Origin of the sequence: Pseudomonas sp. UMAB-08 (assembly GCF_900095225.1) — a bacterium.
Classification (GTDB): domain Bacteria; phylum Pseudomonadota; class Gammaproteobacteria; order Pseudomonadales; family Pseudomonadaceae; genus Aquipseudomonas.
Genome location: NZ_LT607418.1, coordinates 165,206 through 190,425, shown reverse-complemented (window position 1 = coordinate 190,425; position 25,220 = coordinate 165,206). Strand labels below are relative to the sequence as shown.

Here is a 25,220-nt window from a genome sequence, read left to right as displayed (position 1 = left end):
GTAATAGTCTTTGAGCGTGTTTTTCCAGCGAGCCTCTCGGGCCGGGTCGGCAGCGGGTGGTTGGTGGCAAAAGAAATTCAGGTTCAACGGGGCGTTGGTATTTTGGCGGATCAATGCCACTTCTTCGCGGATCTGATCCAGGGTCAGCGCGGCGCAGGGCAGGGATGCCAGCCCCCCGGCGTTGGCGACGGCAATCGCCATGGCTGAGCCACTCGCCCCGGCCATAGGTGCTTGAAGGATGGGGAGTGTCACCCCGAACAGATCAAGAATACGGCTATCAGGCCAAGTGCTCATGGTGGTCTCCTCCGAAATAGAACGACAGGCAGGCCGCTATTGAACGGGCCGGGGCCACCCTTTGCAACCGGGGTGTCTGGAATGGGCTGCTTTTTTTCTGTCCATATGCGACGGGTTAAGGCGTCGGGTTGACTTAAAAGACGATCGGTCTAATATTCAAGCCATGACGATACCCCCAGCAAAACCAAGACGGCCAGGCCGCCCACCCAACGTCGATCGGGAAAATGTCGAAACCCGTGAAGCGCTGATTCGTTGTGGCACCGAAGTGTTGACCGAGCAGGGTTTCATGGTGACCGGGATCGACGGCATTCTTAAACGGGTCGGTGTGCCCAAGGGCTCGTTCTATCACTATTTTGAGAGCAAAGAGGCCTTTGGCCGTGCGGTGCTGGACAACTACGCCGGCTTTTTTTCGCGCAAGCTGGATCGCTGGCTGCTGGATGAGTCGATGTCGCCACTGGAACGTTTGGCCGGCTTCGTCCAGGACGCTAAAGTCAGCATGGCCCGGTATGACTATCGGCGCGGCTGTATGGTCGGCAACCTGGGCCAGGAAATCAGTGTTTTGCCTGAGGGGTTTCGGGAGACGCTGGAAAACATTTTCCTGGACTGGCAGATAAAGCTGACACGCTGCCTGGAAGCAGCCCAAGCGGCTGGCGAGCTTTCTGCTGACGCTGATTGCGCAGAGTTGGCGGCGTTTTTCTGGATTGGCTGGGAGGGCGCGGTGCTGCGCGCGCGGCTGGTGCAGAGTGATACTCCATTGAATACCTTCATTGCCGGCTTTCTTCGCGGGTTGCCGCAATGATTTTTCGACCTGTTTATAGACGATCGGTCTATATCGGAGGCAGCTATGTTCAAAGGCATTTTGATCGAGAAAGACGACGCTGGTTATCGGGCAACGCTGACCGACATCAGTGAAGAGCAACTGCCTCCGGGCAACGTCACCGTGCGCGTGTCTTACAGCACCCTGAACTACAAGGATGGCCTGGCGCTTACCGGCAACGGACCGGTAGTGCGCACGTTTCCGATGGTGCCCGGTGTCGACCTGGTGGGTACCGTGGAGCAGAGCAGCGATGCCGAGTTCCAGATCGGCGATCAGGTATTGCTCAATGGCTGGGGCGTGGGCGAGGGGCACTGGGGCGGACTGGCAGAAAAAGCGCGGCTTGAAGGCAAATGGCTAATCCAACTGCCCAAGGCATTCACCCCGGCACAAGCCATGGCCATTGGTACGGCTGGGTATACCGCCATGCTCGCCGTTATCGCTTTGGAAAAAAATGGCCTGCGTCCCGACATGGGGGATGTCCTGGTGACTGGCGCCAACGGCGGTGTGGGCAGTTTCGCCATCGCGATTCTGGCCAGGTTGGGTTATCGGGTCGTGGCCTCCACCGGGCGTATGGCCGAAAGCGCTTATCTCAAGCAATTAGGTGCGGCCGACATCATCGACCGTGCCACGTTGTCTGAACCGGGTCGGCCATTGGCCAAGGAGCGTTGGGCAGCGGCAATTGATTCCGTGGGCAGCCACACCTTGGCCAACGTCTGCGCCAGTATTCGTTATCGCGGTACTGTCGCTGCCTGCGGCTTGGCGCAGGGCATGGAGTTTCCGGGGTCGGTGGCACCGTTTATTCTTCGGGGTATTACGTTGGCTGGCATCGACAGTGTTTCCCGGCCACGTGCTGACCGTCTGCAAGCCTGGGCGCGTCTGGCGACGGACCTGGATTTGTCGATGTTGCCCCTGATCAGTCGGGAAATCGGTCTCAGCGAAGTCATCGCCATCGCGCCGCAGCTGATGGCCGGTAAAATCCGGGGCAGGGTAGTGGTGGACGTTAACCGTTGAACTGCGTCGACGCTTTGCTACTTCAGGTGCGCGGCGTGAACATTCGACTGTCGTAAAAGAAATCTGTCACATCGAGGATTTTTATCTGGTTCGCAGCAGCATGCGCGGGGTTGAGCATGATGTTGCGTTCAAAAGGCAGCACTGACGAAGGCACAATCAACCCGAGTTGCCGGCCTTCCTCAAGCCAGGCAGTGCCGAAGTCCATGCTTGGTGTGTCGGCGGGTTTCGCATCCCATCCCGGGGGCAGTTGCGCCATTGACGGCTCTTGGTACAGCTCTGGGTCATCCGGCAGGCTCAAGCGAACGAGCTTGAGTGGGAAGCGCGGAACCTCCGTCGCATGGATAAACGTTTCCAGCGCGCAGATGGCCGGTGTCATGCCGAAGTACAGCGCCCGATGCTCCATGTGATTCCAGCGCCCGCCGAACAATGCTGCACCCTGGCCCGACAGATCGGTGGCAAATCGCGCCTTGGCGATCCTCCACACCTGTATCAAACGACCCCGCCATATTCCAGGGCCACCAACACGCGGCGTACCTGTTTGGCACCGATTTCGGTTTCACACAGGTGAAGGGGCGTTTGCTCGCCCAGCGCGGCGTTGGCGGTGACCATCCAGCGGCTGGCCTTTTCAGGCGCCTCAAAGATGTCGGCGGCTTGAGTGGCAATCATGGCAACTCGATCCAGGCGTTCGGAGGCTATCGAATCGAGCGGTTGCTGCTGCTTTTGGCGGCGTTCGAGCGTGGACATCGAGGCACTGAACAGAGCTTCGAGCAGGTCATTGCTGAGCTTGAACGCATCGCGTATTGCCCGTACCCAGTGGGGAGGGAAACCGGTCTGGATGTGCTTGAGTCGTTCACCTTCGGACTGCCCGCGTAGCTCATTGGCGAAGAGCCAAAAGGAAGGCGCCGATTCGTTGAGTGGCAAATACCGCGTCGACATAGCTTCCATGACTTTAAATTCTCCGGTTTTCAAACCCCTGTCCGGGGTAACGACTTTTTTCACGCGTTTGCCTGAGGCGGGCGTTTTCTCGGCATCACGTTGTTTATTGATGATTGACATCGCAGGTCACCAGGTCATCTTTTGACGATAAATACTCTTCAAAAGATGCTACTCCAAATGACGCACACTTCAAGCAGCAAGTTGTTACCGACGATTGCTCTATGGCTTTGCCTCGCGCTCCAGCAATTGCCGTTTGCGTTCCACTCCCCAGCGATAACCTGAAAGATTGCCGTCGCTGCGCACCACCCTATGGCAGGGGATAGCGACAGCCAGCCAGTTCGCGCCGCACGCCTGTGCCACGGCGCGAAAAGAGGTGGGGGCGCCAATCCGTTGGGCAATCTCGGCGTAGCTGGCTGTGCTGCCCACCGGGATTTCCCTGAGTGCCTTCCATACCCGCTCCTGAAACGCCGTACCGCGCAGGTCCAGTGGCAAATCAAGGCCGATGGCGGGCATTTCAATAAATCCAACGACCTTTGCAATCAGTTGCTCGAAATCGGCATCGCCACCCATCAGGTTGGCGTTGGTAAATTTGTCCTGCAGATTACGCACCAGGGTGTCCGGGTCATCACCCAGCAGAATGGCGCATACACCGCGCTCGCTTTGCGCCACCAGAATCGAGCCCAGCGAGCATTCCCCAACTGCGAAGCGAATGTCGTTATTAACGCCGCCTGCGCGATAGTCGCTGGGTTTCATGCCAAGCAGCGTGTCCGACGCTTCGTAAAAGCGGCTGTTGGAATTGAAGCCTGCTTCGTAAAGCGCATCGGTGATAGAGCCCGGGCTGGCCAAGTGCTCGCGCATTTTTCGTGCGCGATGGGCCCGGGCATACCCGTTGGGCGTCAGGCCGGTGATGGCCTTGAAGACCCGATGGAAGTGATAGGGACTCAAACCGACGTTGTCTGCCAGTTGATTCAGGCTGGGCAGGTGATCGGCCTGTTCGATCTGCCGGCAGGCCTCTGCTACCAGGGTTACATGCTGCGCGGCGACGCTGGTCTGATCCGCCGCGGCCCGTTTGCTCGGGCGATAGCCGGCGGCTTCTGCGTCTGTGGCATTGGCGAAAAACTCGACGTTCTCCGGCCGTGGCAGGCGCGACGAACTGCTTGCCCGACAGTACACGCCGGTGGTTTTCACCGCGTAAACGAATTGGCTGTCCGCCGTCGCATCCCTTGCCAGCACCGCAGCCCAGCGCGGATCGTTTTCCGTGGTCTGCTTATTCTGCTGTGATGTGCGTTGATTGACCGTACTCATGCGCGTGTACTCATCGTGAAGTCGATTGCTGACAAGGTTATCGCGCAAGCAGATAGACAGCACTCCGAAGCTTGCGCTCGAACTCCCGGCTGACAGCCGTCAACCATTCAGCATTGGCGGCAATGTGCCCAATAAGGAGACAGCCGCAACGGCTGCCACACCGAACAGGCATTCGAGGGCCACACTGGTACGCAATAGGTTGAGCCGATCACCGCTGCTATTGAGCAGCAATCTATTGAGCAGTGCTAACAGCAGCATGCACAGCACCAGACACACCTTGATCAGCAGGATCAGTCCAAACCCGGAAAATGCAGGCTCGGGCCAAACGGCGCCACTCATTACCCTGACATTGATCAGCCCGGTGGTAATGATTGCAGCCACGAGACCATAACCGATGCCGCTGAAGCGCCGAAGCAGGTGCTGAGCGTTTCCGGTAGACGGTTGTGCCAGCAGCAATGACAGCAACAATATCCCTCCTAGCCAGGCGCCGACGCAGCATAGGTGAATCAGCTGATTGAGAATCATCAGTCCACCGCTCAGGCCGTCGAACATCGCGCCGTGTCCGACTGGCGCCAGTGTCGCCAATAGCAACGTACTCAGTGCCAACCGCAGGTTGGGGGAAGAAAACCGTCGCGAGGCAAGGCTTATCAATAGCAACGCGCTGAGGAGCAGATGCCCACTCCAGACTTGACCGAAAAATGTGTTGCGGAGCACCAGCGTCAGGGTTGGCGGATCAAGTCCGTCCTGCCAGCTACCTGCCATGCTGCCGGCAATCAGCACAAGCCACAGCAGGCTGCTGGCCAACGCCACTGACGCCAGCGAGCGCAGTATCCATGTGAGCTTCGCGTCCAGCGTGGCTGTTGCTGCTTCAATCAGCAACGGTTTGAACAGCCATGTCCGAAACAGGCAGACCCCGAACAGCAACAGCACCACGGCAAAGTGCGCAAAACGGCACAGGATCAGTGCACTCGACATCGCGTTACGGACTTACTTTGAAGGAGTATTCGCCCTCGCTTTTATGGGTGTCGACCGACACCGCGTGCCATTCCACCTTGTATTCGCCAGCAGCGATGGGCGTGGCAGGGGTGATAATTAAAACTTTCTTATCGTCGGGGTCAGTCGCAACGGTATTAACGATCACCGTTTTACCGCTGTTCGTGGTGAGGCTGACTTTGGTGAACTTGTCCTCGACGCCTTCAGAAAAATTCAGGCGCAGATCCTTGGGTGCTGTGGTCGTGCTGTCGGCAGCCGGCTCTTCACTTTTCAGGCTGGCGTGGGCAAATACGAAGGTGGCGCTAGCGACGGAGACAAGCAGGGCGAACGATGTCAGGACTTTCTTGAAAAGCGGGGCAAACATTAAAAATACCTTTTTCAGAGGGCTGGATCGTTAAGCAATGCGTGCTAATAAAACAGAAACGGGCGACCGACTCCAGACAAGAAAGCCATGCAGGCCTCGTCGCAGCCTCAGGCGATGCTGCCAGATCGCCAGCCGAGTCCGGATCAATTACGCCATCGTCTCTGGCTCATCAACGTTGTTCCCGATAAAGAGACTCGGTAAAGAGGCCGTGACACTCAGGGAACACGCGTACCGGTGAGTTTATTCATCAGCCTTGCAGATTTTTTCGCCCGGCCGGCAGCATGCGGCGCAGTGTCGAATCTTTCAGGAGGTAGTGATGCCCAAGGGCGATGCACGCATGCAGGCCGGAAAGAATGATGATGGCCCAGGCCACTGTTTCATGCAGGTCTCCCAGCGTGCTGCTCAGTTCATGATCAATAATGAAAGGCGCGGGTACCGAGAACAGGCCGAAGAAGCTGAAGGGTTCGTCTTGCGCCCAACGAAACCCGAAACCCAGTACCACTTGTGCCAGCAACAGTACGTAAAGACCAAGGTGCGCGAGCTTCGCCAGCAGGTGAGTTGTTCTGGACGTGATTACGGGCAGCCGATTGCCGCCGAACAAGCGCCAGGCGATCCGCGCGACGATCAGCGCTGCCAGGGCAATCCCTAGCGAAATATGCACCGATTGCAGGCCTTTACGCAGGGGCGTGCCTTTCTCAAGGATGTCCCATACCTGTGCGCTGGCAAACAAAAAAATCACTAGGGCTACCGTTAGCCAGTGGAAGGAACGGGTCAGTCGGTCATAGCGTTCAGCATTCGGAGTGGTCTGCATGGTCAGCTCTCTGTGGTAATACGAACTTAAGCCCGAGGGTGAAGATTTATTTGACGACTGTATAGGTAATTTGTGAACAACCAGAATCGCGTCCATAGGCCCCCGAATCGCTGTTCCGTGACTATAATTTTTCGCGTGGGCCGGCGCGGTCCATGAGCCCATTGCCCAGTCGTGAGGTAAACCTATGAACATCGGGATGATTGGCGCTGCGACGGTGGGTGAAACGCTCGCTGCAGCGTTCATTCAAGCTGGGCATGACGTGGTACTCAGTAATCGCCGAGGTCCCGGGAGTCTGGCGTCATTGATTCATAAACTGGGACCCAAGGCAAAGGCGGGCACCCTGGAGCAGGCCGCTGCTTGCCCGATCGTCGTGCTCGCGATTCCCTGGTTCAACGTGGCAAGTGCCTTGCCGGCGTTGCCGAAGTGGGAAGGGCGCGTGCTGATCGATGCGACCAATACTTTTCTCCACTACTTTCCGGATTTCAGGGTTGCGGACCTGGGGGACGACAGTGGCAGCGAAATGGTCGCCCGTCTCGCGCCGGACGCTAAAGTGATCAAGGCGTTCAATACGTTGCCCATCGCTGGCTTTTTCCTTGATGTGCCTGCTGGTTACAGGCGCGTGGCGTTTCTGGCGGGTGATGATACCGAGGCCAAGGCGTTGGTCAGCGGGCTGATCGAGTCCATAGGGTTGGCGCCCATGGACCTTGGTGCGCTCGGCAGTGGCGGCCGACTCATGCAACTGGGCGGAATCTTCAACGGAGCCGAGTTATTAAAAGCCAGCGACTGATAACGGATGTGCGTGCGTGCGTGCGTGCCTGGCTTCGGGTTACGGGCATTGAGCGATGAAATAATTTCCTTTTTCTTCAATTGGTTAGCAACAGACGTTGTGGTGTAGAGTGGTATTTTCCAGTCACCCGAGACAGGTTGTCCATGTCGCTGCCCGAGGTTCAGAATCCGCTGGCGCTTTATCTGGCGCGTCTGGCGCCGTCGAGCCAATTGACGATGAAATATGTGCTGCAGGATGCAGCGGATCGTCTGGGTTTCGTCGAGATGGACATCCACGAGGTGCCCTGGCATCAATTGCAGCCCGGCCATGTCATCGCACTGGTCGCTGCGCTTCGAGAAGACGGCTATGCGCCCAATACCTCGTCGTTATACGTCAATGCCATTCGTGGCGTGACCAACGAAGCCTGGCGACAAAGCCTTATCAGCCATGAACACTTGCTCAAGATGCGCTCGGTCAAGCCCATGGCAGGGACGCGTCTGAGCAAGGGCAAAAATATCCGACGAACGCTGATTCGGGAGCTCATGGACGTGTGTGCCGCCGACCCTCGGCCGCAAGGACGACGCGATGCGGCGATCATTGCCATTCTGTATGGGTCGGGGATGCGAAAGTCCGAGTCCGTGAACCTCGACCTGGCGCAGATCGACTTTGCCGAGCGCAGCCTGCAGGTCACCGGCAAGGGCAACAAACAACTGATCAAATACGCGCCGACCTGGGCGTTCACGGTCCTCAATGATTGGCTGGAACTGCGCCGCTCATGCCTGCCCGAAGGTCAGAGTGACGATGCTTTCCTGTTTAACCGCATCCGCCGTGGCAGCCACATCACCCGTGACCGGATCACCAAACATGCGATCTACTTCATTGCCAAGCAGCGCGGGCGGCAAATTGGCATGGACATCATGCCCCATGACTTTCGTCGTTCATTCATCACGCGGGTGATCGAAGAACACGATCTGTCGATTGCGCAAAAACTGGCGCATCACACCAACATCTCGACCACCGCCAGCTATGACATGCGCGGCGAAAATGAGCGACGTCGAGCGATTGATCGGTTTGATCTTTAACCTCGGTAGCGTCTCAGGCGCTTTGCTGACCCCGTGGCGTTGGAGACATGGCGGAGTGCGTAGGCTCACCTATTGTCATGACCGCCCGTAAGCCCGGACGAGCGCCCGCTCAGGTTTCGCTACTCTTTAAACACGGACCGCTGGAACTGCTGAATGCACGTCAGGCGGCATGAGCGCCAGAAGCAAAGGTCTGGCGACAGGGCAGCACGTTGAAAAGAGGATTGAATGATGAAGATGCTACTGACGGTCGAATTCCCTCATGAACCCTTCAACTCCCTCGTCAGAGCGGGGAAGGTAGGCGAGATTATTGGACGTATCCTGGAAAGCATCCATCCGGAGGTCGCTTACTTTACTGAGCAAAATGGAATGCGTGGCGGGATCTTCCTGGTCAACGTAAAAGACCCGTCCGACGTCCCCGCATTTGCGGAACCCTTTTTTCTCAACTTTCAGGCTGACTGCAAGTTTCGCATTGCGATGAGCCCGCAGGACCTGCAAAAGTCGGGTCTGGAAGCGCTCGGGAAAACGTGGGCGTGAGGAGTGGCCAGTGGGGTCGGTAACGTACGGCCCCAATCCGGCCAAGTGCCCTGCAATTACGCACCTGCGAAAGCTTTATGTCAGGCACTGAACATCGCTATTGAGCGACTGTTCAGTTTCGCTTATGTTGGCGTCTCCGAGTTTCGCCGCAGCGTGGTAGCGGCCTGCTTTATTCATCCTGAGAGGCTCCTGCATGCGCTTTTCCCCTTTCGTCGAACGAATTACCGGGCAGGGTGTTGCCGCTTGGGATATTCACCACGCTGCCTTTGATGCCCAGCGTGATGGCGAGGACGTGATCATTTTGAGTGTGGGTGACCCTGACTTCCCGACGCCGGACTTCATCACGGATGCCGCTGTCCACGCGTTGAAAAACGGCGATACCCACTACACCGATATCGCCGGTCGGCCTTCCTTGCGCCAGGCCATTGCTGCACGCTACACCGAACGCTTGGGTCGACCGGTGCAGTCTGGCAATGTGATCATGGTGGCTGGCGCGCAGAACGCATTGTTTATCACGTCGTTATGCCTGTTGCAGGCGGGCGATGAAGTGATCGCATTGGACCCGATGTACGTGACCTACGAAGCGACCCTCAACGCGTCCGGCGCCACCTTGGTGCGAGAGACCTGCGACGCCGACGATGGTTTTCGGCCGGATATCGGGCGTGTGGCGGCGGCCATCACGTCGCGTACCCGCGCCATTTTCCTGTCCAATCCGAATAACCCCACCGGCGTGATGCTGCGCACTGAAGAGCTGCAAGCCATTGCCGACCTGGCGAGTGCTCACGACCTTTGGGTGGTGGTGGACGAGGTCTATGAGAGCCTTTGCTACGAGCGCGAACATGTCAGCCTGGCGAGCTTGCCCGGTATGCAAAATCGTTGCGTGATCATTGGCAGTTTGTCCAAATCTCACGCCATGACCGGTTGGCGCATCGGTTGGATCATTGCTGCGCCGGCGCTGATTGGCCACGCGGAAACCCTTATGCTGAGCATGTTGTACGGCTTGCCGGGGTTCGTCATGGAGGCTGCCCTTGCCGCCGTGCTGGCTCATGACGACGTCACGAGTGGCATGTGCGAGATCTATCGGCGCCGACGTGATCTGATGGTAGATGCCCTGAGCGATTGTCCTGGCATCCGCGTGCTCAAGCCTGACGCCGGGATGTTCGTGCTGGTCGATGTTCGGGGTACAGGCCTCAGTTCTCTGGACTTCGCCTGGCGTCTGTTTCGCGAGGCCAGGGTCTCGGTGCTCGACGCGGCAGCATTCGGTGAGCCCGCCCAAGGCTTTGTCCGGTTGTCATTCACCCTTGGCGAAGACCGTCTGATCGAGGCCTGTCTGCGGATTAGGGATTTCGTGGGGAAAACACGGATGGCTCGACCTCTGTCAGTGGCCAGCACTTGCTGATCAGCGCCTCGCCACTAGCGGCACGTTGGCGATATTGAGCGCTGAGGCCTCAGGTGTCGTGGTCAGGGCCGAAGGCGCCAAGCCGTAGGCCGATGACCCAGCGCCGACAGATTTCCAGGCCGCGATTGGCACCAAACGTGGCGGGGTTCAGGCACCACTCCAGCCACAAACCGTCGAGGATGGCGGTCAGGCCGATAGCGGCAAGGGAGGCATCGCTGATCTGGAATTTTTCTTCGGCCGCCAACTCAATGAGTAACCTTTCGACTAAATCACGATAAGCACCGTAGCCCTTTTCATGGGCGTTGCTGACGTGAGGGGAATGCCGGATCAGGCTCCAGAACACCACCCATGCGCTGAGTAGACTGGGGTTCAGGACATGGGGCGAAAACGAGCCCACCAGGAACGCATCCAGCCGCTCGGCAGCAGAACCGGCCTTGTCTACCTCCAGTTGCAACGCGAGGGTCATGCCCAGCGAGAGCTTTTGATAGGCGTCGGCAATCAGCACGTCGATGCTGCCGAAGTGATGATTGAGCAAGCCAACGGACACTCCGGCTTCTTTGGCGATACGGCGGACGGAAATGCCTGCATGGCCTTCTTCAGCCAGGCATTTCAGGGTGGCAGCGATCAGCAGGTCGCGACGTTCATCGGGTTCAGCGCGGCGAAATTTACGGCCATCGAGTTCCACAGTGATTCCTGTCGGCGGGACACCAGTGGTGAGAATAATTGTACGTGCGTTCAATTTCCACATGCATTTAGGGGCCACCCACGGTGAGGGGGTATATGGCCGTGTTGTTCAATTATTACGTCAACGGATAATGACTATCACACAATCGGGGTTAAATAGCGGCCCGCAAAAGTGTTAAAAGTTTGAGCGAGGGGGAACCCCCTGAACCGAGAAGATAAAAATAGGGCTAAAAAGCCTGTTATTACCGGAAGTGCAACTCCGGTCTCACTGTTTTAGCTGACCTGCCATCGCTCAATCCACCGTTTCATCCTTCGCCTGAACCCAGGGGGAACTCTATTGCTCGGGTATTGGATGGCGGCGGACTTATTTTGAATCAGGGGAAAATTAATGATGCGTGTGAAGTGGAATCTCGTGACCCTTGCGGTCTCGCTTGGGGTCAGTCAGTTAGTATCGGCCGCGCCGGTGGCGGATCAGGCCGATGCCAAGGGATTCATTGAAGACAGCAGTCTCAATGTCCACCTCAAAAACTACTACTTCGACCATGACGGTAAGGATGGCGGTGCAACCAACAAGGACTGGACCCAAGGTGTACTGGCTAACTACAGTTCGGGGTTCACTCAGGGGACCGTTGGGTTTGGGGTAGAGGTGTTTGGAAATTGGGCCATCAAACTTGATGGTTCAGCGGACACTAACGGCACGGGTAACTTGCCGGTGCGTCATGATGGATCCCTCGAAGATGAATACGGCACTGTGGGGGGCGCACTGAAAGTCCGGATTTCCAAAACCGAACTGCTGTGGGGCAACCTGCAACCGACAGCACCTGTTTTCGCCGCGGGTGGCTCTCGCTTGTTTCCTCAGACGGGCACTGGGTTTAATTTGCTGAGCAGCGAAATTGCCGGCCTTGATCTGGACGCAGGGCACTTCACCGGCGGTAACGGTCCGGTCACCACCAACGGCAGCCACGAACTGTTTGCCGCCTACGCCAACGTCGCTGCCGACAGCATTGATTATGTCGGTGGCAAATACGCGGTTTCGGACAGCCTGACCTTTAGCCTGTACGGCTCGGAGCTCAAGGATATCTGGCGTCAGTACTACGGGAACGCCAACTACACGTTGCCGATCTCGGACCAGCAATCGCTGAACCTGGACTTCAATATCTACCGCACCAATGACGAAGGTCAGGCCAATGCCGGCACCATCGACAACACCACCTGGTCGCTGGGTGCGGCTTACGCGTTCCTGAGCGCGCATACCGTCTCACTCTCCTATCAGAAAGTACGTGGCGATACCCCGTTCGACTACGTCTCGTTCGGTCAAAACGGACCCGGCGACACGTCTGACTCGATCAGCCTGGCCAACTCGATTCAGTATTCAGACTTCAACGGGCCGGGCGAGAGATCCTGGCAGGCGCGCTACGACCTGAACATGCTGACCTACGGGGTTCCGGGCCTGAGTTTCATGGTCCGTTATGCCCACGGTGACAACATCGACGGTACTCACATGGCCGCTGACAGCCCTTATCGTAACTACGGTTATGGCGAAGACGGCAAACACCATGAAACCAACCTTGAAGCCAAATACACCGTCCAGACCGGTCCGGCCAAAGATCTGTCCCTGCGGATGCGTCAGGCTTGGCATCGTGGCAATGCCGATCAAGCCGAGGGCAACGTCAACGAGTTCCGTTTGATCGCCGATTACCCGATCTCGATCTTCTAAACCGTCGTTCCCGACAGAGATGTCCGACGACGCGATAGGCCGAGTCGGGTTTTTCTCGATCAGGCTAATAAAGAGGCAGCCGTTTGCCGGTGATGGCAACTCGCTGCCTTTTTTGCCTTTGGATGTTCAGCGCTGTCGGGTTACTGAACACTAAAACAGCGGCATCCAGGAGGGATTTACTATCTGGCACGTGCCTTGCTGCATGTAATCCCAAGATGCATTCCAAAAAAATGCGCCACTTAACGGGAGTCGTTGAAATGAGCATTATCACGGGTCTGGGCAGGTACGACCTTTCGGTCCCAATACCACGCGCGGTATCGACCACGTCCGACGCAGACAGCTTTCTGAGCCTTTTAGATTCGACGGTTCAAACGGAAAAGGTCGGCAGCAGCGCCTCGTCCAGTTCCAGTGCCTCCAGCCAGCAGCAAGATGAAGATCGCCAAGAAGCCTTCGCGAAAATGATGGTCAGTCTGCAAAACGCCAACTCGCTGGTGGCAACCCCCACGGCATCTGACAGCAGTAGCTCCGGTGTCGGACAGGTGGGTGCCAGCTCGCTGAACGCTTCAGTCGACGCAACAGCAGGATCGTCAGCTAAAAGTGCGTTGGATGAATTCAAGGATTACATGGCGCTGACGCCGGCCCAGAAGATGCGCTACAGCACCTTGAAAGGCATGGGACTCACCGAGGCTGATCTTAAAGCCATGTCGCCTGCAGACCAGGCCAAGGTTGAGGCCAAAATAGCGGAAGTGCTCAAGAAACAGACTGAAATGCAGGCCAGCGCAGACTCCAGCTCGGGTTCAAGCGCCAGCGCTAGAAATCAGGGACAGTCGCTGGTGAACGCCGCCCTATTGAATATGACCCAGTCTCTCGGTCAGGAAAAATCCAGGCTCGGTTTATCTTGAATCGGGTTTAAGGCTACAAAGCTTTGCACCTGATCCTTCAGGGGCAAAGCCTGATCCTCTGTCCCTCATTCATCGGTGAGCTACTTAGCGGTTTTAGGCCAGAAACTGCTCGGTCGATACCACTCTTGCGTAACCAAAGCCCAGTGCGGACATAAACGCTGCATGCACATGGGCCGCAGGGACCGTCAGGCCATTGAACTCCAGATCGCAGGAAGCGCAGGCGTCATGGATTACCGTGGCTTTATAACCAAGGTCGGCGGCGGCGCGGGTGATGGCGTCGATACACAGGTGGCTCATGCTGCCGACAATGACCAGGTCCTCGATGGCGTGGCGTTCAAGCACTGTCGCAAGATCGGTTTCGAGAAACGAATTAACGTGGTGCTTGAGTATCACCTGCTCATCGGGCAGATTTTGCACCTTGGGATGCAGGTGCGCGCCTTCAGAACCAGGGGAGAAGAACGGTGCATCGTCACGGGTGAATTCGTGGCGGATATACACCACCAAATCGCCCGCCGAACGGGCGGCGGCAATAATCCTTGCTGCATTGTCGGCGGCGGCGTCAATGCCACTCAGTGGCCACCTCCCTCCAGGAAAGTAGTCATTTTGAATATCGACTACGATAAGCGCTTGCTTGGACATGGCATGTTCCTCAATGGTGTGGCCTGTGTTCCGTGGGTTGAATTATTGGCTCTGCAGCGCTGGCTGAGGATTGGCCAGAACGACAATATCGAGGGGTAAACTGACAATGACGGGGCAAATCAATGTGGCCGAGATCGGTTTGCTGGTTTATCCAGGCGCGCAGATGGCCGCGGTGCATGGTTTGACCGACCTGTTCTCCGTGGCCAATCGCATCGTCCGTGAGCAGCCCATGGCCAATGTGCCGCTGCTGCGAATTTCTCATTGGAGCGCTACAGTGCCCGACGCTCCCATCGAGCGCATCTTCGACAGCCAGCCGGAACTCACCAGCCGACCCGTTGCAGTGCTGATCCCGCCGTCTCTGGACACACTGCCTTCGGCTGAGTGGTTGCAGACGCTGGCGGCCTGGATCACCCGGCAGCACAGCGCCGGGGCGGTCATTGGTTCAGTGTGCCTGGGTGTATTTGTACTGGCCGAAACAGGTCTGCTTACAGGCCGTACAGTCACCACCCACTGGACTCAAGGCAAAGTTCTAGGCGAACGGTTTCCTCTGCTCACGGTGGATGTCGAGAAGCCGATGATCGACGATGGTGACCTTATTACCACGGCGGGCCTGATGGCGTGGGCCGAGCTGGGGTTGAGAGTGGTAGAGCGGCTGTTGGGGCCAAGCATTGCCACAGCCACGGCGCGCTTTCTAATGGTCGAGCACAGCGACAGCGCGAAGTGCGGTGGCAATTTCGCACCCATTCTCGGTCACGGTGATGCCGCAATACTCAAGGTCCAGCACTGGTTACAAGCCAGCGGCGCAGTGGAGGTTTCACTGAGCACGATGGCAGCCGAGGCAGGCCTGGAGGCGCGAACATTCTTACGACGTTTTCGTGCGGCGACGGGGCTCAAGCCCACGCAGTACTGTCAGCACCTGCGGGTTGGAAAAGCTCGCGAAATGCTCGAATTCACCAACCGCACCGTCGACCATATCGCCTGGACCGTGGGATATCAGGATCCAGGTGCCTTTCGCTCGACCTTCAAGAAAATTACCGGGCTTTCGCCGAGAGATTATCGGGGACGCTTTGGTGTTGGCACAGCTGTCGATAATGGTTGATTAGCAATGGCAGCTCCCGCATGGGCCTGTACGCTGTTTAGCAAAGCCCAGTGATGAACACGCCATGAAAGTGGCGTGCAGAGCGTGACTTGTCAGGAACGGTCTGCTTTCATGCCTGACACCTCCCTTCCTTCCTCCTGGAACCTAGCTCCGCATGCCTGTTGTCAGCCGGTTCACCTCTTTTTTCGACCAGGCCCGACGCGCCCTGGAACTGGTATGGAGCACGTCGAGAGGCTTGTTCCTGGGCCTTGTGGTGGCAACGCTGGTGGCCGGCGTTCTTCCCGCTCTGGCCGCATGGCTGGGGCAGCGAATTGTCGACGCCGTGGTCGCTGCCATGCAGTTGCATGCGGACCTCGGCAGCGCTCCTTTGTGGCCTGTATTGCGTTACGTGTTACTTGAAGCCGGAGTGCTCGCATTACTGGCTGGCGCTCAACGGGCACTTTCGGTTCAGCAGTCGCTGTTGAGAGTACAGCTGGGGCAGAAGGTCAACACGCTGATCCTGGAAAAGGCACAGACGCTGTCGCTTATCCAGTTCGAGAATTCGGAGTTTTACGACAAGCTCGTTCGCGTACGCCGCGAGGCCTCCACGCGACCCTTGGCATTGGTAACCAAGTCCCTTGGGCTGATTCAGAACCTGATCTCGCTCATCAGTTTTGCGGTGTTGCTGGTGCATTTCTCGCCTTGGGCGCTGGTGATCCTGGTGCTCGGCGCATTGCCGGTGTTCTTCGCCGAAGCGCATTTCTCCGGCGACGCGTTTCGCCTGTTCACCCGCCGTGCCCCCGAGAGCCGACAACAAGGCTACATTGAAGCGCTGCTGTCTCAGGAAGCTCATATAAAAGAGGTCAAGTTGTTCGGCTTTGCGCCTCTTCTGCTGCAACGTTACAGAGACACGTTTGACCGGCTCTACGCCGAAGACCGGCGGCTGACCCTGCGGCGCGATGGCTGGGGTTTTCTGCTCGGACTGCTTGGTACCAGTGCGTTTTACCTGGCTTACGCCTGGGTGGTGGTCGATACGGTCAATGGCCGCATCAGCCTTGGGCAAATGACGATGTATCTGGTGTTGTTCAAACAGGGGCAGACGGCGGTCAGCAGCAGTCTCAGTGCCATCAGTGGTCTTTATGAAGATGGCCTGTACCTGACCAATCTGTACGAGTACCTGGCACAGCCGGTTGTTGTCGAAACCGGAACCCTCACTCAAGGCGTCCTCCCGGGGGATGGCTTGCGTTGCGAGGGCGTCAGCTTTCGTTATCCAGATTCCAGTCGTGTCACGCTTGAGAATATCGATCTCCACCTTGCACCGGGACGTAGTGTGGCGCTGGTGGGTGAAAACGGCTCGGGCAAGACCACGTTGATCAAACTGCTGACCCGTCTGTACCGGCCAGATGAGGGGTGTATTCTGCTCGACGGCAGTGATCTTCAGGACTGGAATGAGGATGCATTGCGTAGGCGTATCGGTGTCATTTTTCAGGATTACATCCGCTACCAGTTTCCTGTGGGCGATAACCTTGGGGTGGGTGATATCGACGCGTTCAGCGATGAAACCCGATGGCGCGAAGCGGCAGCCCAGGGCATGGCTGCGGAATTTATCGAGCGTCTCGATCATGGTTATGCCACTCAGCTAGGTCGGTGGTTCGCGGGAGGGCAAGAATTGTCGGGGGGGCAATGGCAAAAAATTGCGTTGTCCCGAGCCTACATGCGCCGCAACGCCGATATTCTCATCCTCGACGAGCCTACTTCAGCCCTGGACGCAGCTGCAGAAGCCGCCGTGTTTGAACACTTCCGTGAGTACGCCAAGGGCCGTATGACGCTGCTGATTTCTCACCGATTTTCCAGCGTGCGCAATGCTGACCACATCATTGTATTGGATCAGGGCAGGGTGCTTGAGCGTGGCGACCATGTCAGTTTGATCGCCGCTGGCGGGCGCTATGCACAGTTGTTTGACCTGCAAGCGCGCGGTTATCGGTAACGCGGGCTTTTGTTCAAATGCGCGTTAATTCTTGTACAAAATCATATTAGCGTATAGGTTTTGTACAGGATTTGACTGCCCATGTGTCGACACCGGCCACTGTCAGGTCCTTATGACCCTGATGCTCTGCCCGTGGAGATCGACCATGTTGAACAAACTCGTACTGCTGCTGTTCTGTATCTGCCTGGGAAGCTGCAGCGATATCGATGTGAACCGCTATAGCCAGGAAACCCCAAAACTCGAACTGCGCGAATTTTTCTCGGGGCGGGTAGACGCGTGGGGGATGTTCCAGAAACGTTCGGGGGAGGTGATAAAACGGTTTCACGCCGTTATCAACAGCCACTCCGAGGGCGACCGGTTCATCATGCATGAAGACTTCACCTACAGCGACGGCACCAAGCAGACCCGGGTGTGGACACTGCACCCGGACGGTCCTGGACGGTGGCGCGGTACCGCAGGCGATGTTGTCGGCGAGGCAATCGGAGAGGTGGCAGGCAATGCACTGCATTGGCGGTACGTGTTGAGCCTGCCGGTGGACGACAAGGTCTATCAGGTCAACTTCGATGACTGGATGTACTTGCTTGACGACGACACCATGGCCAATCGTTCCTCAATGACCAAGTTCGGCTTTGAACTGGGTCAGGTGACGTTATTTTTCCGTAAGCAAGCCAGCTGATGCCGGGCTTGAGTCGCGTGCCTTTCAGCTGAAAACAATCGCTCACGCGCGTGACTTCCATCAGGACCGCGCCCTTTGCAATCGTTTAGCCGTTTGACAGGAAACGGATAGCGATCTGCATGAATCGGATATCTCCAGTTTTTTCCCGGTCATAGACTCACTCCGTCAAACAAAAACAACGGAGGCTCTGGCCATGTCCATAAGCGTCGAGTATCTCAATTCCTTGCTTGAAGAAAACCGAGAAAAGGGTGTTTACCGCTGCAAGCGGGAAATGTTCACCGATACTCGCTTGTTCGATCTCGAGATGAAGCACATTTTCGAGGGCAACTGGTTGTACCTCGCTCATGAGAGCCAGATTCCGAACAAGAACGACTACATCACCCTGGAAATGGGTCGCCAGCCTGTTTTCATCGCCCGCAACAAAGACGGCGTGCTCAATGCCTTTCTCAATGCATGCAGCCATCGCGGCGCCATGCTCTGCCGACACAAGCGTGGCAACAAGGCGTCCTATACCTGCCCGTTCCACGGCTGGACCTTCAATAACTCCGGCAAGTTGCTCAAAGTCAAAGATCCGACCGATGCCGGCTACCCGTCGAGCTTCAACTGCGAAGGCTCTCACGACCTGACCAAAGTGGCGCGTTTCGAATCCTATCGCGGATTCCTGTTCGGCAGCCTGAACCCTGATGTGGTCCCTCTGGTGGAGCATCTGGGTGAGTCGGCGAAGATCATCGACATGATCGTCGATCAGTCTCCGGACGGCCTGGAAGTGCTGCGCGGCTCCTCCAGCTATATCTATGAAGGCAACTGGAAGCTCACCGCAGAGAACGGCGCCGATGGTTATCACGTCAGCTCCGTGCACTGGAACTACGCGGCCACTCAGAATCAGCGCAAGGAACGCCAGGCTGGCGACAGCAATCCGACCATGAGCGCCGGTGGCTGGGCCAAGCGTGGCGGTGGTTTCTATTCCTTCGACAAGGGCCACATGCTGCTGTGGACCCGCTGGGCTAATCCCGAGGATCGGCCGCTGTACGAGCGCCGTGATGAGCTGGCCCAGGACTTCGGTCAGGCCCGCGCCGACTGGATGATCGGTAACTCGCGCAACCTGTGCCTGTACCCCAACGTGTACCTGATGGACCAGTTCAGCTCGCAGATCCGCATCGCCCGACCCATCTCGGTGGATCGCACTGAAATCACCATTTATTGCATCGCACCCAAAGGCGAAAGCGACGAAGCCCGCGCGCGCCGGATTCGTCAGTACGAGGACTTCTTCAACGTCAGTGGCATGGCCACCCCGGATGACCTGGAAGAGTTTCGCTCCTGCCAGATGGGCTATCAGGGCAGTACCACGGCCTGGAACGACATGTCCCGTGGTGCCGAACACTGGGTCGAAGGCGCCGATGAAGCGGCCAAAGAAATTGATCTGCACCCACTACTTAGCGGCGTGCGCACCGAGGACGAGGGGCTGTTCGTGCTGCAACACAAGTACTGGCAGGAAACCATGCTCAAGGCATTGGCAGACGAGCAGTCGCAATTGATCTGCGTGGAGGGCGGGCAATGAGCCTTTCTTACGACGCGGTACGCGACTTTCTCTACCGCGAAGCGCGCTATCTGGACGACAAGGATTGGGACAACTGGCTGGAACTGTACGCCGCGAATGCGACGTTCTGGATGCCATCCTGGGACGATGACGACGAACTGACCGTAGACCCGCAAAAGGAAATCTCGCTGATCTGGTACGGCAGCCGCGAAGGGTTGGAGGACCGTGTTTTCCGGATCAAGACCGAGCGCTCCAGCGCCAGCATCCCGGATACCCGCACCTCTCACAACCTGAGCAATCTCGAGATCCTCGAACAGGGCGATGGTGTGTGCAAGGTGCGCTTCAACTGGCACACCCTGAGCTTTCGCTACAAGACCGTGGACAGCTATTTCGGTACCAGCTTCTACACCCTTGATGTGCGCGGCGAGCAGCCTCTGATCAAAGCCAAAAAGGTCGTCCTGAAAAACGACTACGTCCGTCAGGTCATCGACATCTATCACCTGTGAACGAGCGGTCTGTCGCCCTTGGGCTTGCACCCGACGCTTCAGACCCTGGTTCGGCGAGGAACACCATGAGCCACAAAATTGCACTCAATTTCGAAGACGGCGTTACCCGTTTCATTGATGCCAACCCCAGTGAAACCGTCGCCGACGCTGCGTACCGGCAGGGGATCAATATTCCTCTGGACTGCCGCGACGGTGCTTGCGGTACCTGCAAGTGCTTCGCTGAATCCGGCGAGTACGACCTCGGCCAGGAATACATCGAAGATGCGCTCAGCGAAGAGGAAGCGGATCAGGGGTATGTGCTGACCTGCCAGATGCGCGCTCAAAGCGACTGTGTGGTACGTGTGCCGGCATCTTCCGATGTTTGCAAAACACAGCAGGCCACTTACCAGGCGGCAATCAGCGAAGTACGTCAGCTCTCCAATAGCACGATTTCGCTGTCCATTCAGGGCGAAGCACTGAACCACCTGACCTTTCTGCCGGGCCAGTACGTCAACCTGCAAGTGCCGGGCAGTGAGCAGACCCGCGCCTATTCATTCAGCTCGCTGCAGAAAGACGGCCGCGTCAGCTTTTTGATCCGAAACGTGCCAGGCGGCTTGATGAGCAGCTTCCTCACGGAGCTGGCCAAGGTCGGTGACAGCATGAACCTGGCCGGTCCTCTGGGCAGTTTCTATCTGCGCACCATCAAACGCCCACTGCTGTTGCTGGCGGGCGGCACCGGACTGGCGCCGTTCACTGCAATGCTGGATACGATTGCGCAGAAGGGCAGTGAGCATCCGTTGCACCTGATCTACGGCGTGACCAACGATTTCGATCTGGTGGAAATGGATCGCCTGAACGACTTCGCTGCGCGGATTCCGAACTTTACCTTCAGCGCCTGCGTGGCCAACCCCGCCAGCAGTCATCCGCACAAAGGCTACGTGACCCAACACATCGCGCCCACGCACCTCAACGGCGGCGACGTCGATATCTACCTGTGTGGTCCGCCACCGATGGTAGAAGCGGTCAGCCAATACATTCGCGAACAGGGTATCGAGCCTGCGAACTTCTACTACGAGAAGTTCGCCGCCAGCGCCGCTTAACTGCCACTGACTGACGTGTATTTTCGAGGTTGCCATGAGCATGAGATTTAAAAATAAAGTCGCCCTGGTCACCGGGGCAGCGCAGGGCATCGGACGCCGCGTCGCCGAGCGTTTGCTCGAGGAAGGCGCACAGGTGGTGGCGGTTGACCGTTCCGAACTGGTCAGGGAACTGCAAGGCGAGGCACTGCTGGCGCTGACCGCCGACCTCGAGCAGTACGCCGACTGTCAGCGTGTGATGGCTGCTGCCGTGGAGCGTTTTGGCCGGCTGGACGTGCTGGTCAATAACGTCGGCGGCACTATCTGGGCCAAGCCATTCGAACATTACAAAGAAAGCGAGATTGAGGCCGAAGTACGCCGCTCGCTGTTTCCCACTCTGTGGTGCTGCCACGCCGCGTTGCCGTACATGGTGGAGCAGGGCAGCGGCGCTATCGTCAACGTTTCATCGATTGCCACTCGCGGGATCAATCGCGCGCCCTACGGTGCGGCCAAGGGTGGTGTCAATGCACTCACCGCCTGCCTGGCGTTCGAGAACGCCGAGCGCGGCATTCGGGTCAATGCCACGGCACCTGGCGGTACCGAAGCACCTCCGCGGCGTATTCCGCGCAACGCCGCCGAGCAGAGCGAGCAGGAGAAGGTCTGGTACCAGCAAATCGTCGATCAGACCGTCGATAGCAGCCTGATGAAGCGCTACGGCAGCCTCGAAGAACAGGTCGGTGCAATCCTGTTCCTGGCCTCCGATGAAGCCTCCTACATCACCGGCATGACCCTGCCCGTAGGCGGCGGCGACCTCGGCTGAACCCCTGTCTCACAGCGCTAATGCACCACCAACAAGTAACCCGATAACAACACTAAGAGGTACATCTCCATGACCGTGAAAATTTCCCAGACCCCTGAGGTCCAGGCATTCTTTAAGGACGTCAGCGGGCTCGGCAACGACCAGGGCAGCCCTCGCTTGAAGCAACTGATGTTCCGCGTCCTCAATGAGGTGGCGAAGATTGTCGAGGATATGGAGGTGGGTGAAGACGAGTTCTGGACCCTGGTGGATTACCTCAACCGCCTGGGCGGTCGCAACGAAGCCGGGCTGCTGGTGGCCGGCCTGGGCATTGAGCACTTCCTGGACCTGCTGCAAGACGCGAAAGACGCGCAGGATGGCCACGTTGGCGGTACGCCGCGTACCATTGAAGGCCCGCTCTATGTCGCCGGCGCACCGCTGTATGACAGCGAGACGCGTATGGACGACGGTAGCGAGGACGACGTCGCCACGCCGATGTTCCTTCAGGGCGTGGTGCGCGACGCCAATGGTCAGCCAGTCGCCGGTGCCGTTGTCGACCTCTGGCACGCCAACACTCAGGGTAACTACTCCTACTTCGATCAGAGCCAGAGCGAATACAACCTGCGTCGGCGTATCGTCACCGATGCCGAAGGCCGCTACCGCGCGCGCAGCATTGTGCCCTCAGGCTATGGTTGCAACCCTCAGGGCCCGACCCAGGAATGCCTCGACCAACTCGGCCGTCACGGTCAGCGTCCGGCGCATATTCATTTCTTCATCTCGGCACCGGGCCATCGTCACTTGACCACGCAGATCAACCTGTCGGGCGATAAGTACCTGTGGGACGACTTCGCTTACGCCACCCGTGATGGTCTGGTGGGTGAAATCCGTTTCGTCGAGGACCGCGCTGCGGCGAACGATCGGGGTGTGACGGGGTCATTCGCCGAGCTGGACTTCGACTTCCAGCTGCAAAAGGCGGCCAGTACCGATGCTGAACAACGCAGCCACCGGCCGCGCGCATTGCAGGACTGAATGAAGTGAAGGGTGCCGTGCCTCTCTCTCGAGAAGGTCAGAAGGTGATCACCCATGCCGGAGCGCGGGTGATCATCGTCCATGCTGTAGCAAGCGTGAACCTGTCCAGCCATCATGGCTGGACGATGCGTTCTGAGGAGCCTGCTGTTATTCGACAGGTTACGGGCACCCTTAGGCGTGATTATTGTGCTGATCGAGCTTGGCAGGTGTTCAGGGCAGTTAGGCTGTCCTGATTGAGTTTGAGGTGCAAACGTTCCAGAACGCGGTTGAAGGTGCCATTATCACCCGAGTGATTTTCTGGAGAGGTATACATGAGTAACTACCAGCCTGGCATTCTTGCCAAGCCTGTGCCGTTGCAGGCACGCCATTTGTTTTTTGCCCTTGAATCCGTAGACGCCCTGCCAGCTGCGCTCAAAGAGCTGGCGCAACTGGCAGACGGCAAAAAAACGGTTGTCGGCTTTGGTGAGTCGCTTGTGCATGCTATGGGGAGTCGGGTTCACGGCTTGCGTGTGTTCCCGGCGTTGAGTGGCGTCGGGGTGGACAACCCCTCAACCCAGCACGCCCTTTGGTGCTGGCTGCACGGCGAGGATCGGGGTGAACTGCTGCATCGCAGTCGCGCACTAGAGGCCGCATTGGCACCGGCCCTGCGCCTGGTGCAGATGACCGAAGCGTTCCGCTACAAAACCGGTCATGACCTGACCGGCTATGAAGATGGCACCGAAAACCCGGTAGACGAGGCGGCCATAGGCGCGGCTGTTGTAAACAATGATATCCCGGGCCTACAAGGGGGGAGCTTCGCCGCCATCCAGCAGTGGCAGCACGACCTGGACGGTTTCGCCGCCATGCCGCAGGTGGAGCAAGACCACATCATGGGTCGCCGGAAAAGTGATAACGAAGAGCTGGAAGAAGCTCCGAAGTCAGCACATGTAAAGCGTACCGCTCAAGAAAGTTTCACCCCCGAAGCCTTCGTTGTGCGCCGTTCCATGCCTTGGTCAGACGGCCAGCGGGCCGGTTTGGTATTCCTTGCCTTTGGTCACTCCCTCGACGCTTTCGAAGCCCAATTGCGACGCATGAGCGGACTCGATGACGGAATTGTCGACGCCCTCTATCGCTTTAGCCGCCCCCTTACCGGTGGCTACTACTGGTGTCCACCGCTGAAGGATGATTGTCTTGATCTGAGTGCGCTCAGGGCAGGATAGCCGCCAAGAAAATCAGGCATCGTATCCGGTAATAATGCGACGTTGCCGCTGCTGATAGCCACCGCAAAGTCGCACTGGAAAAATACCCGTGAGTTTGACGAACATAAACTGTGTGCTGAGGGGGCAACGCCCTTTCAGAAAGACTCAGCGACGTATTTGAACGGGTAATCGATCGTCTCGTAGCTGCCAATTTTGCGCTTGGGTAGCTTGACCTTTGGCTGCTTGACCTCCTTGTAGGGGATTTGTTTCAGCAGGTGAGTGAGCACGTTCAGGCGCACACTTTTCTTGTCTTCTGAGCGGGCGACAAACCAGGGCGCCCATGGGGTGTCGGTGGCTACGAACATCTCGTCACGAGCCCGTGTGTAGTCGTCCCAGCGGTTATAAGAGAGGACGTCCATGGGGGACAGTTTCCATACCTTGCGGCCATCGGTAATACGGTCTTTGAGGCGACGCTCCTGCTCTTGAGGACTGACTTCCAGCCAGTACTTGAGCAGGATGATTCCCGAGCGGATCAGTTGATTTTCGAACATGGGCGTCAGCTCTAAAAAATTACGCACCTGGCTTTCATCGCAGAAGCCCATGACCCGCTCGACGCCAGCGCGGTTATACCAGCTGCGGTCGAAGATCACTACTTCTCCGGCGGCGGGGAAGTGCGGCATGTAACGCTGCAAGTACATCTGGCTTCTTTCCCGCTCGGTCGGTGCCGGCAATGCCACCACGCGAAAAATCCGCGGACTGACGCGCTCGGTCAGCGCCTTGATGGTGCCGCCCTTGCCTGCACCGTCGCGGCCTTCGAACACCACCACTACCTTGGCGCCGCTCGCCACCACCCATTGTTGCAACTTGACCAACTTGACGTGCAGGGTCCTCAGTTGTGTCTCGTAGTCCTTGCGGCTGAGCTTTATTACCTGTTGTGTGTCCGTATCTAACACTGTCTGGTCATGTTTTTTCATCGGAGTTACCTAGCCTCCAGTTAGCTTGAACAGGGCCTTGCCCCTCTCAAATCAGAAGGTATTGCTCGAAAAATGCTTTCTCGTTCTAGAATCAATGCTCACGGTCGACCAGCCGCGCAACCCACGGGTTGGCGCTCAGCCCGTGCAGAA

At 57.6% G+C, this 25,220-nt stretch carries 27 protein-coding genes and 1 pseudogene (1 of these 28 cut by a window edge); 17 read left to right on the top strand and 11 right to left on the bottom strand.

From position 1 onward, the window contains the following. A partial coding sequence (locus K0F75_RS25715; RefSeq protein WP_257604311.1) for a nitronate monooxygenase occupies nt 1–294 on the bottom strand: 294 nt, incomplete at its 3' end. 163 nt (nt 295–457) lie between these two features. Between K0F75_RS25715 and K0F75_RS10720 the strand changes: the two genes are divergently transcribed. Both K0F75_RS10720 and K0F75_RS10715 read left to right on the top strand, forming a co-directional pair. Further along, nucleotides 458–1,093: a TetR/AcrR family transcriptional regulator gene (locus K0F75_RS10720; protein WP_219061836.1), complete on the top strand. Its 636-nt coding sequence runs from the start codon at nt 458–460 to the stop codon at nt 1,091–1,093. A gap of 45 nt (nt 1,094–1,138) precedes the next feature. Then, on the top strand, nt 1,139–2,122 hold the full coding sequence (locus K0F75_RS10715) for an MDR family oxidoreductase (RefSeq protein ID WP_219061835.1): 984 nt from the start codon (nt 1,139–1,141) through the stop codon (nt 2,120–2,122). Between the two features lie 22 nt (nt 2,123–2,144). On the opposite strand, the gene K0F75_RS10710 is transcribed toward K0F75_RS10715, so the two are convergent. The 6 genes from K0F75_RS10710 to K0F75_RS10685 all read right to left on the bottom strand — a co-directional run bounded on the left by K0F75_RS10710 (nt 2,145) and on the right by K0F75_RS10685 (nt 6,531). Continuing rightward, nucleotides 2,145–2,606: an RES family NAD+ phosphorylase gene (locus K0F75_RS10710; RefSeq protein WP_306823027.1), complete on the bottom strand. Its 462-nt coding sequence runs from the start codon at nt 2,604–2,606 to the stop codon at nt 2,145–2,147. Between the two features lie 5 nt (nt 2,607–2,611). After that, entirely contained in the window at nt 2,612–3,058 is a 447-nt protein-coding gene (locus K0F75_RS10705) for an antitoxin Xre/MbcA/ParS toxin-binding domain-containing protein (RefSeq protein ID WP_219062038.1), read from the bottom strand. Between the two features lie 219 nt (nt 3,059–3,277). Further along, entirely contained in the window at nt 3,278–4,363 is a 1,086-nt protein-coding gene (gene ada, locus K0F75_RS10700) for a bifunctional DNA-binding transcriptional regulator/O6-methylguanine-DNA methyltransferase Ada (protein ID WP_219061834.1), read from the bottom strand. Between the two features lie 99 nt (nt 4,364–4,462). Beyond that, nucleotides 4,463–5,338, bottom strand: coding sequence for a copper homeostasis membrane protein CopD (gene copD, locus K0F75_RS10695; protein ID WP_219061833.1), 876 nt, complete (start codon nt 5,336–5,338; stop codon nt 4,463–4,465). 4 nt (nt 5,339–5,342) lie between these two features. Then, nucleotides 5,343–5,720 carry a copper homeostasis periplasmic binding protein CopC gene (gene copC, locus K0F75_RS10690; protein WP_219061832.1) on the bottom strand — a complete coding sequence of 126 codons (378 nt, stop codon included), beginning with the start codon at nt 5,718–5,720 and terminating at the stop codon, nt 5,343–5,345. A gap of 247 nt (nt 5,721–5,967) precedes the next feature. Further along, nucleotides 5,968–6,531: a cytochrome b gene (locus K0F75_RS10685; RefSeq protein ID WP_219061831.1), complete on the bottom strand. Its 564-nt coding sequence runs from the start codon at nt 6,529–6,531 to the stop codon at nt 5,968–5,970. A gap of 184 nt (nt 6,532–6,715) precedes the next feature. Here K0F75_RS10685 and K0F75_RS10680 point away from each other — a divergent pair, with 184 nt between their 5' ends. The 4 genes and pseudogenes from K0F75_RS10680 to K0F75_RS10665 form a co-directional block, all read left to right on the top strand. Further along, nucleotides 6,716–7,318 carry an NADPH-dependent F420 reductase gene (locus K0F75_RS10680; protein WP_219061830.1) on the top strand — a complete coding sequence of 201 codons (603 nt, stop codon included), beginning with the start codon at nt 6,716–6,718 and terminating at the stop codon, nt 7,316–7,318. A gap of 143 nt (nt 7,319–7,461) precedes the next feature. After that, nucleotides 7,462–8,379, top strand: coding sequence for a tyrosine recombinase XerC (gene xerC / locus K0F75_RS10675; RefSeq protein ID WP_219061829.1), 918 nt, complete (start codon nt 7,462–7,464; stop codon nt 8,377–8,379). Between the two features lie 228 nt (nt 8,380–8,607). Beyond that, the gene (locus K0F75_RS10670; RefSeq protein ID WP_219062037.1) at nt 8,608–8,913 is read left to right on the top strand and encodes a panthothenate synthetase; all 306 of its coding nucleotides are present in this window, start codon (nt 8,608–8,610) and stop codon (nt 8,911–8,913) included. A 193-nt stretch (nt 8,914–9,106) separates the two neighbouring features. Beyond that, nucleotides 9,107–10,306 (top strand): annotated as a pseudogene (locus tag K0F75_RS10665) (pyridoxal phosphate-dependent aminotransferase); the annotation flags it as partial. A 55-nt stretch (nt 10,307–10,361) separates the two neighbouring features. On the opposite strand, the gene K0F75_RS10660 reads toward K0F75_RS10665, so the two are convergent. After that, the gene (locus tag K0F75_RS10660; RefSeq protein ID WP_257604309.1) at nt 10,362–10,997 is read right to left on the bottom strand and encodes a TetR/AcrR family transcriptional regulator; all 636 of its coding nucleotides are present in this window, start codon (nt 10,995–10,997) and stop codon (nt 10,362–10,364) included. A gap of 387 nt (nt 10,998–11,384) precedes the next feature. Between K0F75_RS10660 and K0F75_RS10655 the strand changes: the two genes are divergently transcribed. Together K0F75_RS10655 and K0F75_RS10650 are read left to right on the top strand one after the other, a co-directional pair. Then, nucleotides 11,385–12,713 (top strand): OprD family porin, encoded by a 1,329-nt coding sequence (locus K0F75_RS10655; RefSeq protein ID WP_219061826.1) that lies wholly within the window; start codon nt 11,385–11,387, stop codon nt 12,711–12,713. Between the two features lie 215 nt (nt 12,714–12,928). Further along, the gene (locus K0F75_RS10650) at nt 12,929–13,615 is read left to right on the top strand and encodes a hypothetical protein (protein WP_219061825.1); all 687 of its coding nucleotides are present in this window, start codon (nt 12,929–12,931) and stop codon (nt 13,613–13,615) included. A 93-nt stretch (nt 13,616–13,708) separates the two neighbouring features. On the opposite strand, the gene K0F75_RS10645 is transcribed toward K0F75_RS10650, so the two are convergent. Further along, a complete protein-coding gene (locus K0F75_RS10645; protein ID WP_219061824.1) occupies nt 13,709–14,254 on the bottom strand; it encodes a cysteine hydrolase family protein in 546 nt (181 codons plus the stop codon). A 106-nt stretch (nt 14,255–14,360) separates the two neighbouring features. Between K0F75_RS10645 and K0F75_RS10640 the strand changes: the two genes are divergently transcribed. The 9 genes from K0F75_RS10640 to K0F75_RS10600 all read left to right on the top strand — a co-directional run bounded on the left by K0F75_RS10640 (nt 14,361) and on the right by K0F75_RS10600 (nt 24,117). After that, nucleotides 14,361–15,353 carry a GlxA family transcriptional regulator gene (locus K0F75_RS10640; protein ID WP_219061823.1) on the top strand — a complete coding sequence of 331 codons (993 nt, stop codon included), beginning with the start codon at nt 14,361–14,363 and terminating at the stop codon, nt 15,351–15,353. Between the two features lie 154 nt (nt 15,354–15,507). After that, nucleotides 15,508–17,319, top strand: coding sequence for an ABC transporter ATP-binding protein (locus K0F75_RS10635; protein WP_219061822.1), 1,812 nt, complete (start codon nt 15,508–15,510; stop codon nt 17,317–17,319). 145 nt (nt 17,320–17,464) lie between these two features. Beyond that, on the top strand, nt 17,465–17,995 hold the full coding sequence (locus tag K0F75_RS10630; RefSeq protein WP_219061821.1) for a DUF3833 domain-containing protein: 531 nt from the start codon (nt 17,465–17,467) through the stop codon (nt 17,993–17,995). 193 nt (nt 17,996–18,188) lie between these two features. Next, entirely contained in the window at nt 18,189–19,553 is a 1,365-nt protein-coding gene (gene benA / locus K0F75_RS10625) for a benzoate 1,2-dioxygenase large subunit (protein WP_219061820.1), read from the top strand. Next, nucleotides 19,550–20,038, top strand: coding sequence for a benzoate 1,2-dioxygenase small subunit (gene benB / locus K0F75_RS10620; RefSeq protein ID WP_219061819.1), 489 nt, complete (start codon nt 19,550–19,552; stop codon nt 20,036–20,038). The genes benA and benB overlap by 4 nt, the downstream gene beginning before the upstream one ends. A 65-nt stretch (nt 20,039–20,103) precedes the next feature. Further along, nucleotides 20,104–21,117 (top strand): benzoate 1,2-dioxygenase electron transfer component BenC, encoded by a 1,014-nt coding sequence (benC, locus tag K0F75_RS10615; RefSeq protein ID WP_219061818.1) that lies wholly within the window; start codon nt 20,104–20,106, stop codon nt 21,115–21,117. Between the two features lie 34 nt (nt 21,118–21,151). Then, nucleotides 21,152–21,913 (top strand): 1,6-dihydroxycyclohexa-2,4-diene-1-carboxylate dehydrogenase, encoded by a 762-nt coding sequence (locus K0F75_RS10610; RefSeq protein ID WP_219061817.1) that lies wholly within the window; start codon nt 21,152–21,154, stop codon nt 21,911–21,913. 69 nt (nt 21,914–21,982) lie between these two features. Further along, on the top strand, nt 21,983–22,918 hold the full coding sequence (catA, locus tag K0F75_RS10605; protein ID WP_219061816.1) for a catechol 1,2-dioxygenase: 936 nt from the start codon (nt 21,983–21,985) through the stop codon (nt 22,916–22,918). Between the two features lie 311 nt (nt 22,919–23,229). Then, nucleotides 23,230–24,117 (top strand): Dyp-type peroxidase, encoded by an 888-nt coding sequence (locus tag K0F75_RS10600; protein WP_219061815.1) that lies wholly within the window; start codon nt 23,230–23,232, stop codon nt 24,115–24,117. Between the two features lie 134 nt (nt 24,118–24,251). Here the strand turns inward: K0F75_RS10600 and ppk2 are convergent, their stop codons facing one another. Further along, complete coding sequence (gene ppk2 / locus K0F75_RS10595; RefSeq protein ID WP_219061814.1) at nt 24,252–25,070, bottom strand: polyphosphate kinase 2; 819 nt, start codon at nt 25,068–25,070, stop codon at nt 24,252–24,254. Between the two features lie 91 nt (nt 25,071–25,161). Next, a protein-coding gene (locus tag K0F75_RS10590; RefSeq protein WP_219061813.1) for a sodium:proton antiporter crosses the window boundary here: on the bottom strand, nt 25,162–25,220 show its 3' portion. Its footprint extends 1,159 nt past the window's final position; 59 of the gene's 1,218 nt are visible here — the last part of the coding sequence; its start codon lies off the right edge, out of view; its stop codon occupies nt 25,162–25,164.